This is a genomic window from Klebsiella sp. FDAARGOS_511 (genome assembly GCF_003812845.1).
Taxonomy (GTDB): Bacteria; Pseudomonadota; Gammaproteobacteria; order Enterobacterales; family Enterobacteriaceae; genus Klebsiella; species Klebsiella grimontii.
The window spans coordinates 4090848-4106119 of record NZ_CP033824.1; the positions used below are offsets into that span (position 1 = coordinate 4090848).

At 61.5% G+C, this 15272-nt stretch carries 18 protein-coding genes and 3 tRNA genes; 18 read left to right on the forward strand and 3 right to left on the reverse strand.

The features are described from left to right. The first annotated feature begins 9 nt into the window (after positions 1 to 9). The 17 genes from EGY08_RS20780 to cobT all read left to right on the forward strand — a co-directional run bounded on the left by EGY08_RS20780 (position 10) and on the right by cobT (position 13454). On the forward strand, positions 10 to 642 hold the full coding sequence (locus EGY08_RS20780) for a cobalt-precorrin-8 methylmutase (RefSeq protein WP_004124485.1): 633 nt from the start codon (positions 10 to 12) through the stop codon (positions 640 to 642). Beyond that, positions 639 to 1778, forward strand: a complete 1140-nt coding sequence (gene cbiD, locus EGY08_RS20785; RefSeq protein ID WP_004124482.1) for a cobalt-precorrin-5B (C(1))-methyltransferase CbiD — start codon at positions 639 to 641, stop codon at positions 1776 to 1778. Before EGY08_RS20780 ends, cbiD begins: the two co-directional genes overlap by 4 nt. Continuing rightward, entirely contained in the window at positions 1772 to 2377 is a 606-nt protein-coding gene (locus EGY08_RS20790) for a cobalt-precorrin-7 (C(5))-methyltransferase (RefSeq protein WP_004124479.1), read from the forward strand. Before cbiD ends, EGY08_RS20790 begins: the two co-directional genes overlap by 7 nt. Beyond that, positions 2367 to 2936, forward strand: coding sequence for a decarboxylating cobalt-precorrin-6B (C(15))-methyltransferase (locus EGY08_RS20795; RefSeq protein WP_123828861.1), 570 nt, complete (start codon positions 2367 to 2369; stop codon positions 2934 to 2936). Before EGY08_RS20790 ends, EGY08_RS20795 begins: the two co-directional genes overlap by 11 nt. Further along, the gene (locus EGY08_RS20800; RefSeq protein WP_004124472.1) at positions 2929 to 3702 is read left to right on the forward strand and encodes a cobalt-precorrin-4 methyltransferase; all 774 of its coding nucleotides are present in this window, start codon (positions 2929 to 2931) and stop codon (positions 3700 to 3702) included. Before EGY08_RS20795 ends, EGY08_RS20800 begins: the two co-directional genes overlap by 8 nt. Next, complete coding sequence (cbiG, locus tag EGY08_RS20805; RefSeq protein ID WP_123828862.1) at positions 3683 to 4738, forward strand: cobalt-precorrin 5A hydrolase; 1056 nt, start codon at positions 3683 to 3685, stop codon at positions 4736 to 4738. The genes EGY08_RS20800 and cbiG overlap by 20 nt, the downstream gene beginning before the upstream one ends. Then, positions 4738 to 5463: a precorrin-3B C(17)-methyltransferase gene (locus EGY08_RS20810; RefSeq protein ID WP_004124467.1), complete on the forward strand. Its 726-nt coding sequence runs from the start codon at positions 4738 to 4740 to the stop codon at positions 5461 to 5463. Before cbiG ends, EGY08_RS20810 begins: the two co-directional genes overlap by 1 nt. Then, positions 5460 to 6245: a cobalt-precorrin-6A reductase gene (locus tag EGY08_RS20815; RefSeq protein WP_123828863.1), complete on the forward strand. Its 786-nt coding sequence runs from the start codon at positions 5460 to 5462 to the stop codon at positions 6243 to 6245. The genes EGY08_RS20810 and EGY08_RS20815 overlap by 4 nt, the downstream gene beginning before the upstream one ends. A 10-nt stretch (positions 6246 to 6255) precedes the next feature. Beyond that, on the forward strand, positions 6256 to 7050 hold the full coding sequence (gene cbiK, locus EGY08_RS20820; RefSeq protein ID WP_004124462.1) for a sirohydrochlorin cobaltochelatase: 795 nt from the start codon (positions 6256 to 6258) through the stop codon (positions 7048 to 7050). Continuing rightward, positions 7047 to 7760 carry a cobalt-factor II C(20)-methyltransferase gene (locus EGY08_RS20825; RefSeq protein ID WP_049112532.1) on the forward strand — a complete coding sequence of 238 codons (714 nt, stop codon included), beginning with the start codon at positions 7047 to 7049 and terminating at the stop codon, positions 7758 to 7760. The genes cbiK and EGY08_RS20825 overlap by 4 nt, the downstream gene beginning before the upstream one ends. Continuing rightward, the gene (cbiM, locus tag EGY08_RS20830) at positions 7757 to 8494 is read left to right on the forward strand and encodes a cobalt ECF transporter S component CbiM (protein ID WP_004124457.1); all 738 of its coding nucleotides are present in this window, start codon (positions 7757 to 7759) and stop codon (positions 8492 to 8494) included. The genes EGY08_RS20825 and cbiM overlap by 4 nt, the downstream gene beginning before the upstream one ends. A gap of 1 nt (position 8495) precedes the next feature. After that, positions 8496 to 8777: an energy-coupling factor ABC transporter substrate-binding protein gene (locus tag EGY08_RS20835; RefSeq protein ID WP_004124454.1), complete on the forward strand. Its 282-nt coding sequence runs from the start codon at positions 8496 to 8498 to the stop codon at positions 8775 to 8777. Further along, positions 8764 to 9441, forward strand: a complete 678-nt coding sequence (locus tag EGY08_RS20840; RefSeq protein WP_004124452.1) for an energy-coupling factor ABC transporter transmembrane protein — start codon at positions 8764 to 8766, stop codon at positions 9439 to 9441. The genes EGY08_RS20835 and EGY08_RS20840 overlap by 14 nt, the downstream gene beginning before the upstream one ends. Before the next feature lie 8 nt (positions 9442 to 9449). Further along, positions 9450 to 10265, forward strand: coding sequence for an energy-coupling factor ABC transporter ATP-binding protein (locus EGY08_RS20845; RefSeq protein WP_004124450.1), 816 nt, complete (start codon positions 9450 to 9452; stop codon positions 10263 to 10265). Then, entirely contained in the window at positions 10262 to 11785 is a 1524-nt protein-coding gene (locus EGY08_RS20850) for a cobyric acid synthase (protein WP_004124447.1), read from the forward strand. Before EGY08_RS20845 ends, EGY08_RS20850 begins: the two co-directional genes overlap by 4 nt. Next, on the forward strand, positions 11779 to 12324 hold the full coding sequence (cobU, locus tag EGY08_RS20855) for a bifunctional adenosylcobinamide kinase/adenosylcobinamide-phosphate guanylyltransferase (protein WP_004124443.1): 546 nt from the start codon (positions 11779 to 11781) through the stop codon (positions 12322 to 12324). The genes EGY08_RS20850 and cobU overlap by 7 nt, the downstream gene beginning before the upstream one ends. A gap of 74 nt (positions 12325 to 12398) precedes the next feature. Continuing rightward, positions 12399 to 13454, forward strand: coding sequence for a nicotinate-nucleotide--dimethylbenzimidazole phosphoribosyltransferase (cobT, locus tag EGY08_RS20860; protein ID WP_087829893.1), 1056 nt, complete (start codon positions 12399 to 12401; stop codon positions 13452 to 13454). A 99-nt stretch (positions 13455 to 13553) separates the two neighbouring features. On the opposite strand, the gene EGY08_RS20865 is transcribed toward cobT, so the two are convergent. The 3 genes from EGY08_RS20865 to EGY08_RS20875 form a co-directional block, all read right to left on the reverse strand. Continuing rightward, a tRNA-Met gene (locus tag EGY08_RS20865) sits at positions 13554 to 13630 on the reverse strand. Between the two features lie 44 nt (positions 13631 to 13674). Continuing rightward, positions 13675 to 13751 (reverse strand) — tRNA-Met (locus EGY08_RS20870). A 47-nt stretch (positions 13752 to 13798) separates the two neighbouring features. Continuing rightward, a tRNA-Met gene (locus EGY08_RS20875) sits at positions 13799 to 13875 on the reverse strand. Between the two features lie 211 nt (positions 13876 to 14086). Here EGY08_RS20875 and mltA point away from each other — a divergent pair. Then, positions 14087 to 15184, forward strand: coding sequence for a murein transglycosylase A (gene mltA / locus EGY08_RS20880; protein ID WP_004124438.1), 1098 nt, complete (start codon positions 14087 to 14089; stop codon positions 15182 to 15184). Positions 15185 to 15272 lie beyond the last annotated feature (88 nt).

The window sequence follows — 15272 nt, forward strand, 5'->3', positions numbered from 1 at the left end:
GACAAATGAATGCACTATATCCAGCAACCGCAGGCGATTGAGGCGAAAAGCTTCGACATTATTGGCGACATTATTGCGCAGACCCGCCCGGACTACCGCTTTGCCAGCCCGCTGCACGAAGCCATTATCAAGCGGGTGATCCACACCACCGCCGATTTTGACTGGCTGGATATCCTGTGGTTTTCGCCCGACGTGCTTCCGCGCTTAAGCGCCGCCCTGAGCCATCCCTGCACGCTTTATACCGATACCACCATGGCCCTTTCCGGAATCAATAAAACTCTGCTGGCGAAATTCGGCGGCGAGTGCCGCTGCTATATCAGCGATCCGCGGGTGGTGGCGGAGGCCAAAGCGCAGGGGATGACCCGCTCGATGGCGGCGGTCGATATCGCGGTCGCCGAAGAGGGCGAGAAGGTGTTTGTTTTTGGCAATGCGCCCACCGCACTGTTTCGTCTGCTGGAGCATGACGTCGCGGTCAACGGCGTGATCGGCGTGCCGGTCGGTTTCGTCGGCGCGGCGGAGTCGAAAGAGGCCCTGACGCAGAGCGGCCTGCCGGGCATCGCCGCGCTGGGTCGTAAAGGCGGCAGCAACGTCGCCGCCGCCATCGTCAACGCCATTTTGTACCACCTGCAGGGGGCGCGATGAGCGAGCAATCCTTTGACGCCCCGGTGTGGCACAACGGCAAGGCGCTGCGCAAAGGCTATACCACCGGATCCTGCGCGACGGCGGCAGCCAAGGTCGCGGCGCTGATGGTGATGCGCCAGCATCTGATTCATCAGGTCTCCATTGTCACCCCTTCCGGCGTCACCCTGTGCCTTAACGTCGAGTCGCCGCACGTTGAAGGGCAGCAGGCGATCGCCGCCATTCGTAAAGACGGCGGCGACGATGTTGACGCCACCCACGGGATGCTGATTTTTGCCCGCGTGACGCTCGACGATTCCGGCGAGATTATCCTGCGCGGCGGCGAAGGTGTCGGCACGGTCACCCGCAAAGGAATCGGCCTGCCCATCGGCAGCCCGGCGATTAACCGTACCCCGCGCCACACTATTGAGTCGGCGGTGCGCGAAGCGATTGGCCCGTCGCGCGGAGCCGAAGTCGAGATTTTCGCCCCGGAAGGCGAGGCGCGGGCGCAGAAAACCTATAACTCGCGGCTCGGGATCCTGGGCGGCATCTCGATTATCGGCACCACCGGTATCGTGACGCCGATGTCGGAGGAGAGCTGGAAGCGTTCGCTATCGCTGGAGCTGGAAATTAAGCGCGCGGCGGGGCTGGAGCGGGTGGTGCTGGTGCCGGGCAACCACGGCGAGCGCTTCGTCCGCGAGCAGATGGGTATTGATGCGCAGGTGGTGGTCACCATGAGCAACTTCGTCGGCTACATGATTGAAGAGGCCGTGCGCCTCGGGTTCCGCCAGATTGTGCTGATCGGCCACCCTGGCAAGCTGATTAAAGTCGCCGCCGGGATCTTCCACACCCACAGCCATATCGCCGATGCGCGGATGGAAACCCTGGTCGCGCATCTGGCGCTGCTGGGCGCGCCGCTGGCGCTTCTGCAGCTGGTGAGCGAATGCGATACCACCGAAGCGGCGATGGAGCACATCGACGCGTACGGTTTTCAGCATATCTATCACCATCTTGCCGAACGCATCTGCCTGCGGGTGACGCAGATGCTGCGCTTTACCAAAGCGCCGCCCGTCTGCGACGCCATCATGTTCTCCTTTGATAACAAGGTCCTCGGCAGCAATCGGCCGATCGCCGAGATTGCGCGGGAGATGTCATGTTAACGGTCGTTGGCATGGGCCCGTCGGGCCTGCATCTGATGACGCCGGCGGCGCGGGACGCGGTCGCCAGTGCGGACGCGCTGGTGGGCGGCAAGCGGCATTTGCAGCAGTTCCCTGAGTTTGACGGCGAACGGTTTGCGCTGGGGGCCAATATCGCCGAACTACTGGAATGGCTCGGCGAGCGTGACGCGCAGAAGGTGGTGGTGCTGGCCTCCGGCGACCCGCTGTTTTACGGCATCGGTACGCGGCTGATAGCCCACTTTGGCATCGAGCGCGTGCGCATTATCCCCGGCATCAGCGCGGTGCAGTATCTCTGCGCGAAGGCTGGTATCGATATGAACGATATCTGGCTGACCAGCAGCCACGGGCGGGAGGTCTGTTTTGATGAGCTGGCGCGCCAGCGCAAGGTGGCGATGGTGACCGACGGGCGCTGCGGGCCGCGGGAAATCGCCGCCCAGCTGGCGGCGCGGGGAAAAGGGTATCGCTGGATGGTGATTGGCGAAAATCTGGCGATGGATAACGAGCGGATCCGCTGGCTACCGGTCAGTGAGGTCAACGGTGAATATGAGATGAACGCGGTGGTGATCCTCGATGAAAGATGAGCTTTTTCTGCGCGGCGAGAAGGTGCCGATGACCAAAGAGGCGGTTCGCGCGCTGGCGCTGGCCAAACTTGAACTGCACCGGGCAAGCCACCTGATTGATATCGGCGCCGGTACCGGCAGCGTGTCGATTGAGGCGGCGCTGCAGTACCCCTCGCTGCAGGTAACGGCGATCGAACGCAATCCCGCGGCCCTGCAGCTGCTGGACGAAAACCGCCAGCATTTCGCCTGCGGCAACATTGAGATCCTGCCCGGCGAAGCGCCGATGGTGATGACCGAGCGGGCCGACGCCATATTTATGGGCGGCAGCGGCGGCCGCCTCGACGAGCTTATTGACTGGTCGTGGCAGCAGCTCTACCCCGGCGGTCGTCTGGTAATGACCTTTATCCTCCAGGAGAACCTGAATGCCGCTCTCGACTATCTGCGGCTGAAGGGAATCGAACAGGTTGATTGCCTGCAGCTGAACGTTTCAGCGCTGACCACGCTGGGCTGCGGCCACTATTTCAAACCGAATAATCCCGTTTTTGTTATCGCCTGTCAGAAGGAAGAAAACCATGGCTGAGACATTTGATCCCCGTAGTGTGTGGTTCGTTGGCGCAGGGCCGGGCGACCGTGAACTGATTACCCTCAAGGGGTACCGTTTGCTTCAGCAGGCCCAGGTGGTGATCTACGCCGGGTCGCTGATTAACACCGAGCTGCTGGAGTACTGTCCTCCTGGCGCCGAGTGTCACGACAGCGCCGAACTGCATCTGGAGCAAATTCTCGACCTGATGGAAGCCGGGGTTAACGCCGGGAAAACGGTGGTGCGTTTACAGACCGGAGACGTGTCGCTGTACGGCTCGGTACGCGAGCAGGGCGAAGAGCTGACTAAACGCGGCATCGACTGGCAGGTGGTGCCGGGCGTCAGCGCGTTTCTCGGCGCCGCAGCGGAGCTGGGGGTCGAATACACCGTCCCGGAAGTCTCCCAGAGCCTGATTATTACCCGCCTCGAAGGGCGCACGCCGGTGCCGGAGCGTGAGCAGCTTGAGTCGTTTGCCAGCCACCAGACCTCGATGGCGATTTACCTCTCTGTGCAGCGTATTCATCGGGTGGCGGAGCGCCTGATTGAAGGCGGTTACCCGGCAACCACGCCGGTGGCGGTGATCTATAAAGCGACCTGGCCGGAAAGCCAGACCGTACGCGGCACCCTGGCGGATATCGGCGACAAGGTGCGCGAGGCGGGGATCCGCAAAACGGCGCTCATTCTGGTCGGGAATTTCCTGGGCTCTGAGTATCACTACTCAAAACTCTACGCGGCGGACTTTAGCCATGAATACCGTAAAGCCTGAATCGATTGCGCTTTTCTGCCTGACCCCAGGCGGCGTCCGGCTGGCGAAACGGCTGGCGGCGATGCTGCCGTTAACCTGTTTTACCAGCGAGAAGCTGCTGGAGGAGGGGTTTCTTCCCTTTGAAAACGGTTTTGCCAGCGCCGCGCGCGAGGCCTTCAGCAGCTATTCGGCGCTGATCTTCATCGGCGCCACCGGGATCGCGGTACGCGTGCTGGCCCCGCTGGTGAATGACAAGTTTAGCGACCCGGCGGTGGTGGTGATTGACGAGCGCGGCCAGCACGTTATTAGCCTGCTTTCCGGCCATGCGGGCGGCGCGAATGCCCTGAGCCGCTATCTGGCCGGGATGCTCGGCGCCGACCCGGTGATCACCACCGCCACCGACGTCAACGAGATGGCGGCGCTGGATACCCTGGCGTTCCAGCTTAATGCCCGAATGGTCGACTTCCGCGCGGCGGTGAAAACCGTCAACCAGATGCTGGTCAGCCATCAACGCGTCGGCCTGTGGTGGGACGACGAGCTGGATGAAGACGTCAGCCGCTGCGACCGGCGCGGGTTTATTACCGTGACCGATCTGCACCAGCTTCCCGAGCTGGACGCGCTGGTCTGCGTCACCCTGCGCAACGAACTGCCGGCGATCGCCGTGCCGCACTGGAAGCTGGTGCCGCAGCGGGTAGTCGCCGGAATTGGCTGCCGTCGCGATACGCCATTCCCGCTGTTAGCGGCGCTGCTGGCGCGCCAGCTTGAGGCGCAGCGCCTCGATCCGCTGGCGCTGAAAGCCATCGGCAGCGTCACGCTGAAGAAACACGAACAGGGGCTGATTCAGCTGGCCTCCTGCTGCCGCGTGCCGTTTGAAACCTTTACCGCTGATGCGCTGCGCGAGCATGAGCATCACTTTCCCGCTTCATCGTTCGTCAGAAACACCGTCGGCGTGGGGAGCGTATCCGGCCCGGCGGCCTGGCTGCTGAGCCATGGACAACTGTTGGGCGAAACCCTGCGCGAACAGGGCGTCACTATTACTTTGGGAGTTTCACACTGATGTTAAGCGTAATCGGAATCGGCCCTGGCTCGCAGTCCATGATGACCATGGAGGCCATTGAAGCGCTGCAGGCGGCGGAAATCGTCGTTGGCTATAAAACATACACCCACCTGGTGAAAGCCTTTACCGGCGATAAGCAGGTGATCAAAACCGGGATGTGCAAAGAGATTGAGCGCTGCCAGGCGGCGATTGAGCTGGCGCAGGCCGGGCATAACGTGGCGCTGATCAGCAGCGGCGACGCCGGTATTTACGGCATGGCCGGACTGGTGCTTGAACTGGTCAGCAAGCAGAAGCTGGATGTGGAGGTTCGCCTGATCCCGGGGATGACCGCCAGCATCGCCGCCGCCTCGCTGCTGGGCGCGCCGCTGATGCACGACTTCTGCCATATCAGCCTCAGCGACCTGCTGACCCCGTGGCCGGTGATTGAAAAGCGCATTGTCGCCGCCGGGGAAGCCGACTTTGTGATCTGTTTTTACAACCCGCGCAGCCGCGGCCGCGAAGGGCATCTGGCGCGCGCTTTCGAGCTGCTGTCGGCCAGCAAAAGCGCGCAGACCCCGGTGGGGGTAGTGAAGTCCGCCGGACGTAAAAAGCAGGAGAAATGGCTGACCACCCTGGGGGAGATGGATTTTGAACCGGTCGATATGACCAGCCTGGTGATCGTCGGCAACAAAGCGACCTATATCCAGGATGGCCTGATGATCACGCCGCGGGGCTACGTGCTGTGAGCCACGGCGAGGTGCTGGTGATGGGGGGAACCAGCGACGCGCGGGCGCTGTGCCAACAGCTTGACGCGGCGCAGGTTCGCTACACCCTGTCGGTAGCGACGCCGACCGGCCAGCAGCTGGCGGGGGATATTCGCGGCCGGGTGCGCTGCGGGCGTCTTGAGCTGGAGGAGATGATCGCCTGGCTGAAGGCTAACCGGACCCGCTGGGTGATTGATGCCTCGCACCCCTACGCCGAAGCGGTGAGCCGCAATATCGTCCAGGCCTGCGAAATCGCCGGCGTGCTGCTGAGCCGCTATCAGCGCCCTGAGCAGCTGAGCGGCCTGACCCATCCGCTGCTCTATACCGTGGAGAGCATTGAACAGGCCTGCGAGGTCGCGCGGCGCTTCGGTCCGCGCGTGCTGCTCACAACGGGCAGCAAAGATCTGGCGCGCTGGCGGACGGGATTAGGCGAAAAAACGCTGCTGGCCCGTGTGTTGCCGGTAGCCGATGTCATCGCGCAGTGCGCCGCGCTGGGGTTTGGCGTTGGCGAGATCTTCGCCCTGTGCGGGCCGTTCAGCGCCGAGTTCAACGCCGCTTTCTACCGCCAGTGCCGGGCCGATGTGGTGATCACTAAGGCCTCCGGCGCCGAGGGCGGCTATCAGGAAAAAGTACAACCCTGTCTGGATGCCGGTATCCCCTGCATCGTGATTACGCGCCCGGCGCCGCTGGTGACCGGTGAAGAATTACTGGAAAGTCAGGCTGCCTTTGCCCGGCGCTTAGCGCGCTGGCTGGCCGCTGCTTAAGGAGTCAGAAATGAAAAAAGCGCTTCTGGTGGTCAGTTTTGGCACCAGCTATCCCGACACCTGTGAAAAGAACATCGTCGCCTGCGAGCGCGAGCTGGCGGCCAGCTGCCCGGACCGCGACATGTTTCGCGCCTTTACCTCCGGGATGATTATCCGCAAGCTCAAACAGCGCGACGGTATCGAGATTGATACGCCGCTGCAGGCGTTGCAGAAGCTGGCCGAGCAGGGCTACCAGGATGTGGCGATTCAGTCGCTGCACATTATCAACGGCGATGAGTATGAAAAGATCGTCCGCGAAGTGCAGAGCCTGCGCCCGCTGTTCCTCCGCCTGACGCTGGGGGCGCCGCTGCTGAGCAGCCATAACGATTACGTTCAGCTGATGCAGGCGCTGCGCCAGCAGATGCCGCCGCTTGCCGCCGATGAAACGGTGGTCTTTATGGGCCACGGCGCCAGCCATCACGCTTTCGCCGCCTACGCCTGCCTGGACCATATGATGACGGCGAAGGGATTTCCGGCGCGGGTCGGCGCGGTCGAAAGCTATCCGGAGGTCGATATTCTTATCGACAGCCTGCGCCGGCAGGGGGTGAAGGGCGTGCACCTGATGCCGCTGATGCTGGTGGCCGGCGATCACGCCATTAACGATATGGCCTCGGACGAAGAGGATTCCTGGAAAACGCTGTTCAACGCCGCCGGTATCACGGCGACGCCGTGGCTGAACGGGCTGGGAGAGAATCCGGCGGTGCGCGCGATGTTCGTCGCTCACCTGCAGCAGGCGCTGAGCCTGGCGATGGAGGAGGCGGCATGAGCGGCAAACTGTATGCCCTGAGCACCGGCCCCGGCGCCGCCGATCTGATCACCGTGCGCGCGGCGCGCGTGCTGGGCACGCTGGACATTCTCTACGCGCCCGCCGGACGTAAAGGCGGCGACAGCCTCGCGCTCTCCATCGTGCGCGAATATATCGGCGAGCAGACTGAAGTGCGCTGCTGCCATTTCCCGATGAGCGCCGACAGTGCGGAAAAAGAAGCGGTGTGGGACGAGGTCGCCGCCGCGCTGGTTGAGGAAGTGGCGGCGGGCAAGCAGGTCGGCTTTATTACCCTCGGCGACGCCATGCTGTTCAGTACCTGGGTGTTCTTACTCCAGCGCATCGGCTGCCCGGAGTGGCTGGAGATTGTACCCGGCGTCACCTCTTTCGCCGCCATTGCCGCGCGTTCAAAAACGCCGCTGGCCATGGAGCAGCAGTCGCTGGCGGTGATCTCCTGCACCGCGCCGGAAACGGAAATCGAACAGGCGCTGCGCCAGCATGAAAGCCTGGTGCTGATGAAAGTCTACGGACGCTTTCCCCGCATTAAAGCGCTGCTGGCGAAAAATGGCCTGCTGGATGCCGCCCTGATGATGTCCGAAGCCACGCTGCCGGGCGAGCAGTGCTGGCGTCATTTGGCTGAAGTCAGCGACGACCAGCCGCTGCCCTATTTCTCGACCATTCTGGTCAACAAACAGTGGGAGTATGCAGAATGAAACTTGAACAACAGCTAAAACAGCTGTCTTTCAGCGGGTTAGCTGCAGCGCTATTGCTGATAGTGGTGCCCGAAAAGGCTTTCGCGATGCACATCATGGAGGGGTTTTTACCGCCGATGTGGGCCCTGGCGTGGTGGCTGCTGTTTTTACCCTGCCTGTGGTACGGGCTGGTGCGCCTGCGCCGCATCGTGCAGGAAGATAACAACCAGAAGGTGCTGCTGGCGCTGTGCGGGGCGTTTATTTTTGTCCTCTCGGCGCTGAAAATTCCTTCCGTTACCGGCAGCTGCTCGCACCCGACCGGCGTCGGCCTGGCGGTGATTCTCTTCGGGCCTGGCGTGGTGGCGATCCTTGGCGCCATTGTGCTGCTGTTCCAGGCGCTGCTGCTGGCGCACGGCGGGCTGACAACGCTCGGCGCGAACGGCATGTCGATGGCGGTCATCGGGCCGGTGGTCGGCTATATGGTGTGGAAAATGGCCTGCCGCGCGGGCATTCGTCGCGATGTCGGGGTATTTCTCTGCGCCATGCTGGCGGATCTGGTGACTTACTTTGTCACCTCGGTCCAGCTCGGCGTGGCCTTCCCGGATCCGACCGCCGGCGCGACCGGATCGATCGTTAAGTTTATGGGGATCTTCTGCCTGACCCAGATCCCGATCGCCATTGCTGAAGGGCTGTTAACCGTCATGATCTACGACCAGTTGACCAAACGTCAGCTGATTACCGCACAGGGGCATTAACATGAAAAAGACGCTGATATTGTTAGCCATGGTGGTGGCGCTGGTGATCCTACCGTTCTTTATCAATCACGGCGGCGAGTTTGGCGGCTCGGACGGCGAGGCGGAGAGCCAGATTCAGGTGGTCGCGCCGCATTATGAGCCGTGGTTCCAGCCGCTGTATGAACCGGCAAGCGGGGAGATTGAGAGCCTGCTGTTTACGCTCCAGGGCTCGCTTGGCGCGGCGGTGATATTCTATATTCTGGGCTACAGCAAAGGCAGACAGCGCCGTGATGACCGGGTTTGACCGACTTAGCTATCAGAGCCGCTGGTTTCACGTCGCGCCGGAGCGCAAGTTCCTGTTCTGGCTGCTGCTGATGGGACTGGCCTTTACCCTGCCCCCGCTGGGGCAGGGTATCGAAATGGCGTTGATTGCCGCCTTAACCTGCTGGCTGCTGCGGGTCTCGCCGTGGCGCTGGTGCCGCTGGATGGCGCTGCCGTTTGGCTTCCTACTGATCGGCGTGCTGACCATTCTGTTAAGCGTCAGCCGCGATCCGCAGGATCTGCTGGTGAGCCTGCCGCTGGGCAGCGTCTGGCTGGGCATCACGTCGGAGGGGCTGACGACCGCCAATCAGACCTTCTGGCGCAGCCTGGCGGCGCTGGCGTCCACCTTCTGGCTGGTGCTGAATCTGCCGTTCCCGCAGCTTATTGTGCTGCTCAAGCGCGGGCGGGTGCCGCGGCTGCTGACCGAGCAAATCCTGCTGACCTGGCGCTTTATTTTTATTCTGTTAGACGAAGCGCTGGCGATTCACCGTGCGCAAACATTACGTTTTGGCTACCGTAGCGTGCCGAAGGGCTATCGTTCGCTGGCGATGCTTGTAGGGCTGCTGTTTACCCGGGTGATGATCCGCTACCAGCAGATGAGCACAACGCTGGATATCAAATTGTATCAGGGTGATTTTCACCTCTAAGGATAAGTATGCTTGCCACGACCGATCTCTGGTTTCGCTATCAGGACGAGCCGGTGCTGAAGGGGCTGACGCTGGATTTTTCCCATCACGCGGTGACCGGACTGGTGGGGGCGAACGGCTGCGGAAAATCGACGCTGTTTATGAACCTGAGCGGTCTGCTGCGCCCGCAGAGCGGGGCGGTGCTGTGGCAGGGAAATCCGCTGGACTACAGCAAGCGCGGCCTGCTGGCGCTGCGTCAGCAGGTGGCGACCGTTTTCCAGGACCCGGACCAGCAGATTTTCTATACCGATATCGACAGCGATATCGCCTTTAGCCTGCGTAACCTGGGAGTTGCGGAAGAGGAAATTGCCCGCCGGGTGGACGATGCCCTGACTCTCGTCGATGCCCAGGGGTTTCGTCACCAGCCGATTCAGTGCCTGAGCCACGGGCAGAAAAAGCGCGTGGCGATAGCCGGCGCGCTGGTGCTGCAGGCGCGCTATTTACTGCTCGACGAGCCTACGGCAGGGCTCGATCCTTCGGGACGCGCGCAGATGATCGACATCATTAAGCGTATTGCCGATCGGGGCAACCACGTGGCGATCTCCAGCCATGATATCGATCTGATCTATGAAGTCAGTGATGCGGTTTACGTGTTACGCCGCGGCGAAGTGCTGGCGCATGGCGAACCCGGCGAGGTGTTTGCCCGCAGCGAACTGATGGCCCAGGCCGGGCTAACCCAGCCGTGGCTGGTGAAGCTGCACGCGCAGCTCGGGCTGCCGCTGTGTAAAACCGAAGAAGAATTTTTTACGCGGATGCGAAGCAACGCGATGAAGGAGGCGTCATGACGCTGGCAATTATGTTACAGGGCACCGCTTCCGACGTCGGTAAAAGCGTGCTGGTCGCTGGGCTGTGTCGTATTTTTTATCAGGACGGGCAGCGCACCGCGCCGTTTAAATCGCAGAATATGGCGCTCAATTCCGGTATTACGCCGGATGGCAAAGAGATGGGCCGCGCGCAGATTTTCCAGGCCGAAGCGGCGGGGATCGCGCCGGACGTGCGCATGAACCCGGTGCTGCTTAAGCCGACCAGCGACCGCAAAGCGCAGGTGGTGCTGATGGGCAAGGTGGCGACCGATATGGACGCGGTGAGCTATCACGAATACAAGCCGCGCCTGCGCGAACAGATCCTCGCGGTCTATCATAGCCTGGCCGCCGAACATGACGTGCTGGTGCTGGAAGGGGCGGGCAGCCCGGCGGAGATCAACCTGCGCGATCGCGACATCGTCAATATGGGCATGGCCGAGATGGCCCAGTGCCCGGTGATCCTCGTGGCCGATATCGATCGCGGCGGCGTATTCGCCTCTATCTACGGCACCCTCGCGCTGCTGCACGACCACGAGCGCGCGCGGGTCAAAGGGGTGATTATCAATAAATTTCGCGGCGACGTGGCGCTGCTGTATTCCGGGATCGAGCAGATAGAAGCGCTCACCGGCGTCCCGGTACTCGGCGTGATGCCGTGGCTGGACGTCGATCTCGAAGATGAGGACGGCGTCGCGCTGCAAAAGGGCAAATATCTGCGCACCGACAGGCGCGACATTGAGATTGCCGTGGTTCAGCTACCGCACATCGCCAATTTTACCGATTTCAACGCGCTGGCGGCGCAGCCGGACGTCCGCGTCCGCTATGTTTGCCAGCCGCAGGAGCTGGCGGGCGTGGATATGGTGATCCTGCCGGGCAGTAAAAATACGCTTGGCGACCTGGGCTGGCTGCGCGAGAGCGGCATGGCGCACGCGGTGCTGCAGGCCCGGCATCGGGGCGTACCGGTGCTGGGGATCTGCGGCGGCTACCAGATGCTCGGCGAAACCATTATCGATGAGGTGGAGTCGGGGCTTGGCACGCAGCCGGGGCTGGGTTTGCTCAATACCGTCACCCACTTTGCGCACAGCAAAACGACCACCCAGGTGAGGGCGACCCTCGCTCCAGGGCTGCCGGCGTGGCTGGCGGCAACGGCGGGGCTGGCCGTACGCGGCTATGAGATCCATATGGGCGAAACTGAGCTGCGCGATGGCTGCCGTTCGCTGATGCAACTCCATAAAAATGGGCTGAGCGTAGCGGACGGCGCGGTCAGTGATGACGGCCTGGCGTTTGGCACCTATCTGCACGGCCTGTTTGATAGCGATGAATTTACCCGCGCGCTGGTTAACGGCCTGCGCCAGCGTAAAGGGCTGGCGGCGCTGGATAGCGATGTCGAATATGCACAGTATAAATCCCGCCAGTTCGATCTGCTGGCCGACGCGATGCGCCAGCATATCGATATCGAAAAAATCTACGCCATCATGCGTCAACATCAGGAGCCCGTATGCTGACTTTAGTCACCGGCGGGGCGCGCAGCGGTAAAAGCCGTCATGCCGAAGCGCTGATCGCCCATGCGCCGCAGGTACTGTACATCGCTACCTCACAGATCTTTGATGACGAGATGGCGGCGAGGATCCAGCACCACCGCGATGGCAGGCCCGCACACTGGCGCACCGCCGAGCGCTGGCGGCAGCTTGATGAGCTGATAACGCCGGATATCGCCCCGGAAGAGGCGATTTTGCTGGAATGCATTACCACCATGGTGACCAACCTGCTGTTTGCGCTGGGCGGCGACAGCGCGCCGGACGATTGGGATTATGCGGCGATGGAGCGGGCGATCGACGCCGAAATCGACGTCCTGATCGCCGCCTGCCAGCGCTGTCCGGCCCGCGTGGTGCTGGTGACCAACGAAGTGGGGATGGGGATTGTGCCGGAGAATCGTCTGGCCCGCCATTTCCGCGACATCGCCGGGCGCGTCAATCAGCGCCTGGCGGCGGCGGCGGACGAGGTCTGGCTGGTGGTGTCGGGCATTGGTGTGAAAATCAAGTAAATCAGGCGCGCCGTACCGGGCGTTATTCTTCTTGCTGGCTCTGCCCTGAGCCAGCCAACATGACGAGAACCTCTATGCAAAGCTTAACCTCTCTACTGAGTGCGATCCCTGCGCCTGATGAAAAAGCGATGGCGCGCGCCCGGCTTCATATTGATGGTCTGCTGAAGCCGCCCGGAAGCCTTGGACGCCTTGAAGATCTTGCTGTGCAGTTGGCGGGCATGCCTGGCCTTGACGGCGTCCCGCAGGTGAAAAAGAAGGTGTTGCTGGTGATGTGCGCCGACCACGGCGTGTGGGACGAAGGGGTCGCCATCTCGCCAAAAGCGGTGACCGCGATTCAGGCGGCGAATATGACGCTGGGCAAAACCGGCGTTTGCGTACTGGCGGCGCAGGCGGGTGCGAAGGTGCACGTGATTGATGTCGGGATCGATGCCGAGCTTATTCCGGGCGTTATCAACATGCGCGTGGCGCGCGGCTGCGGCAATATCGCCGTCGGTCCGGCAATGCGCCGCGGCCAGGCGGAAGAGCTGCTGCTGGAGGTGATGCGCTATACGCGAGGGCTGGCGCAGGATGGCGTGACGCTGTTTGGCGTCGGGGAGCTCGGAATGGCCAATACCACCCCGGCGGCGGCGATTGTCAGCGTTCTGACCGGTAGCGATGCCCAGGAGGTGGTCGGGATTGGCGCTAATCTGCCGTTGGCGAAAGTCGCTAACAAAGTGGAGGTGGTGCGTCGGGCAATTGCCGTCAATCGACCCGACCCGAATGATGGCCTGGATGTACTGGCGAAAGTGGGCGGTTTTGATTTATTGGGGATGACGGGCGTGATGCTGGGCGCGGCCTCCTGCGGCCTGCCGGTGGTGCTCGATGGCTTTCTCTCCTACGCGGCGGCGCTGGCGGCGTGCCGAATTGCGCCGGAAGTGAAACCCTATCTGATCCCGTCCCACTATTCGGCAGAGAAGGGCGCGCGTACGGCGCTGATGCATCTCGAACTGGAGCCCTACCTGAATATGGGGATGCGCCTGGGCGAAGGCAGCGGCGCGGCGCTGGCGATGCCGATCGTTGAAGCAGCCTGCGCGATGTACCACGAGATGGGCATGCTGGCGGCGAGCAATATTGTGTTGCCGAAGGGCTGAGAAAGGGCTGGGGAGCGGCGCTGCGCCGTTCCCTGAATCACATGGAAGATTTTGCGGAACGCAGAAACAAAAAAACACCCTTGAGGGTGTTTATGATGTTGGTTGCGGGGGCCGGATTTGAACCGACGACCTTCGGGTTATGAGCCCGACGAGCTACCAGGCTGCTCCACCCCGCGTCCGTCTTTACTCTTCATCGAGTAAACTTGCATCAGATTTTAATTGGTTGCGGGGGCCGGATTTGAACCGACGACCTTCGGGTTATGAGCCCGACGAGCTACCAGGCTGCTCCACCCCGCGTCCGTCATTACTCTTCCATCGAGTAACGTTACTTCTCTGATTTTAATTGGTTGCGGGGGCCAGATTTGAACTGACGACCTTCGGGTTATGAGCCCGACGAGCTACCAGGCTGCTCCACCCCGCGTCCGTGGAAGCGCACTATACTCCGCTAACGTTTTGATGCAACCCTTTTTGACAGAAATCGTCGATTTTGTAAAAAATGGTGCATACAGAAGCACTTCCCGCTTGTTTTTTGCGCAAAACTGCCTTTGCGGTGCCCAAGCGCATTTCATTAGCCCTGGCGGTTTGTTATCTTCATCACGCACCCGGGCTTAGCAGCATAAAGAAGAGATACCATGAAAGGACGTTGGGCAAAATATGCAGTAACAGGCGCGATGCTGGCAATGCTGGCCGCCTGTTCCTCAAAACCGACCGATCGCGGTCAGCAGTATAATGAAGGTAAACTCACCCAGCCGTTTTCGCTGGTTAACCAACCTGATGCGGTCGGCTCGCCGATTAACGCCGGCGACTTCTCCGAGCAGGTGAGACAGATTCGTAGCGCCTCTCCGCGTCTCTACACCAGCCAGAGCAACGTCTACAATGCGATTCAGGAGTGGCTGCGTTCCGGCGGTGACACTCGCACGCTGAGCCAGTTTGGTATCGACGCCTGGCAGATGCAGGGGACGGATAACTACGGTAACGTTCAGTTTACCGGCTACTACACGCCGGTGGTGCAGGCGCGTCATACTCGCCAGGGCGAGTTCCAGTATCCGATTTACCGGATGCCGCCGAAGCGCGGCAAGCTGCCGTCCCGCGCCAGCATCTACGCCGGCGCTCTGAGCGACAACTACATCCTGGCCTACAGCAACTCGCTGATGGATAATTTCATCATGGACGTGCAGGGTAGCGGCTACATTGACTTTGGCGACGGTTCGCCGCTGAACTTCTTCAGCTATGCCGGGAAAAACGGCTGGCCCTATTACAGCATCGGTAAAGTGCTGATCGACCGCGGCGAAGTAAAGCGCGAAGATATGTCGATGCAGGCGATCCGCGAATGGGGCGAAAAGCACAGCGAGGCGGAGGTTCGTGAATTGCTGGAGCAGAACCCGTCGTTCGTCTTCTTTAAACCGCAGTCCTTTGCGCCAGTGAAAGGCGCCAGCGCGGTGCCGCTGATTGGCCGCGCGTCGGTGGCCTCCGACCGTTCCATTGTTCCTGCTGGCACCACGCTGCTGGCGGAAGTGCCGCTGCTGGACAATAACGGTAAGTTCAACGGCCAGTACGAGCTGCGTTTAATGGTGGCCCTCGACGTTGGCGGCGCGATTAAAGGCCAGCACTTCGATATTTACCAGGGCATTGGTCCGGATGCCGGACACCGTGCCGGTTGGTATAACCACTATGGCCGCGTATGGGTGCTGAAAAACGCGCCGGGCGCGGGCAACGTCTTTAGCGGCTAGTACTCACGTTCTTTTCCCCCGGTCGCGCTGCGCTTACCGGGGCTACGGTAGCCCGGGTAAGGCGCTTGCGACGCGGCCCGGGAATATC

Bases quoted from the DNA above. Each gene is read 5' to 3' on its own strand.
- EGY08_RS20780 (WP_004124485.1), top strand. From the start codon at position 10: ATGCACTATATCCAGCAACCGCAGGCGATTGAGGCGAAAAGCTTCGAC.
- cbiD (WP_004124482.1), top strand. From the start codon at position 639: ATGAGCGAGCAATCCTTTGACGCCCCGGTGTGGCACAACGGCAAGGCG.
- EGY08_RS20790 (WP_004124479.1), top strand. From the start codon at position 1,772: ATGTTAACGGTCGTTGGCATGGGCCCGTCGGGCCTGCATCTGATGACG.
- EGY08_RS20795 (WP_123828861.1), top strand. From the start codon at position 2,367: ATGAAAGATGAGCTTTTTCTGCGCGGCGAGAAGGTGCCGATGACCAAA.
- EGY08_RS20800 (WP_004124472.1), top strand. From the start codon at position 2,929: ATGGCTGAGACATTTGATCCCCGTAGTGTGTGGTTCGTTGGCGCAGGG.
- cbiG (WP_123828862.1), top strand. From the start codon at position 3,683: ATGAATACCGTAAAGCCTGAATCGATTGCGCTTTTCTGCCTGACCCCA.
- EGY08_RS20810 (WP_004124467.1), top strand. From the start codon at position 4,738: ATGTTAAGCGTAATCGGAATCGGCCCTGGCTCGCAGTCCATGATGACC.
- cbiK (WP_004124462.1), top strand. From the start codon at position 6,256: ATGAAAAAAGCGCTTCTGGTGGTCAGTTTTGGCACCAGCTATCCCGAC.
- EGY08_RS20825 (WP_049112532.1), top strand. From the start codon at position 7,047: ATGAGCGGCAAACTGTATGCCCTGAGCACCGGCCCCGGCGCCGCCGAT.
- cbiM (WP_004124457.1), top strand. From the start codon at position 7,757: ATGAAACTTGAACAACAGCTAAAACAGCTGTCTTTCAGCGGGTTAGCT.
- EGY08_RS20835 (WP_004124454.1), top strand. From the start codon at position 8,496: ATGAAAAAGACGCTGATATTGTTAGCCATGGTGGTGGCGCTGGTGATC.
- EGY08_RS20840 (WP_004124452.1), top strand. From the start codon at position 8,764: ATGACCGGGTTTGACCGACTTAGCTATCAGAGCCGCTGGTTTCACGTC.
- EGY08_RS20845 (WP_004124450.1), top strand. From the start codon at position 9,450: ATGCTTGCCACGACCGATCTCTGGTTTCGCTATCAGGACGAGCCGGTG.
- EGY08_RS20850 (WP_004124447.1), top strand. From the start codon at position 10,262: ATGACGCTGGCAATTATGTTACAGGGCACCGCTTCCGACGTCGGTAAA.
- cobU (WP_004124443.1), top strand. From the start codon at position 11,779: ATGCTGACTTTAGTCACCGGCGGGGCGCGCAGCGGTAAAAGCCGTCAT.
- cobT (WP_087829893.1), top strand. From the start codon at position 12,399: ATGCAAAGCTTAACCTCTCTACTGAGTGCGATCCCTGCGCCTGATGAA.
- mltA (WP_004124438.1), top strand. From the start codon at position 14,087: ATGAAAGGACGTTGGGCAAAATATGCAGTAACAGGCGCGATGCTGGCA.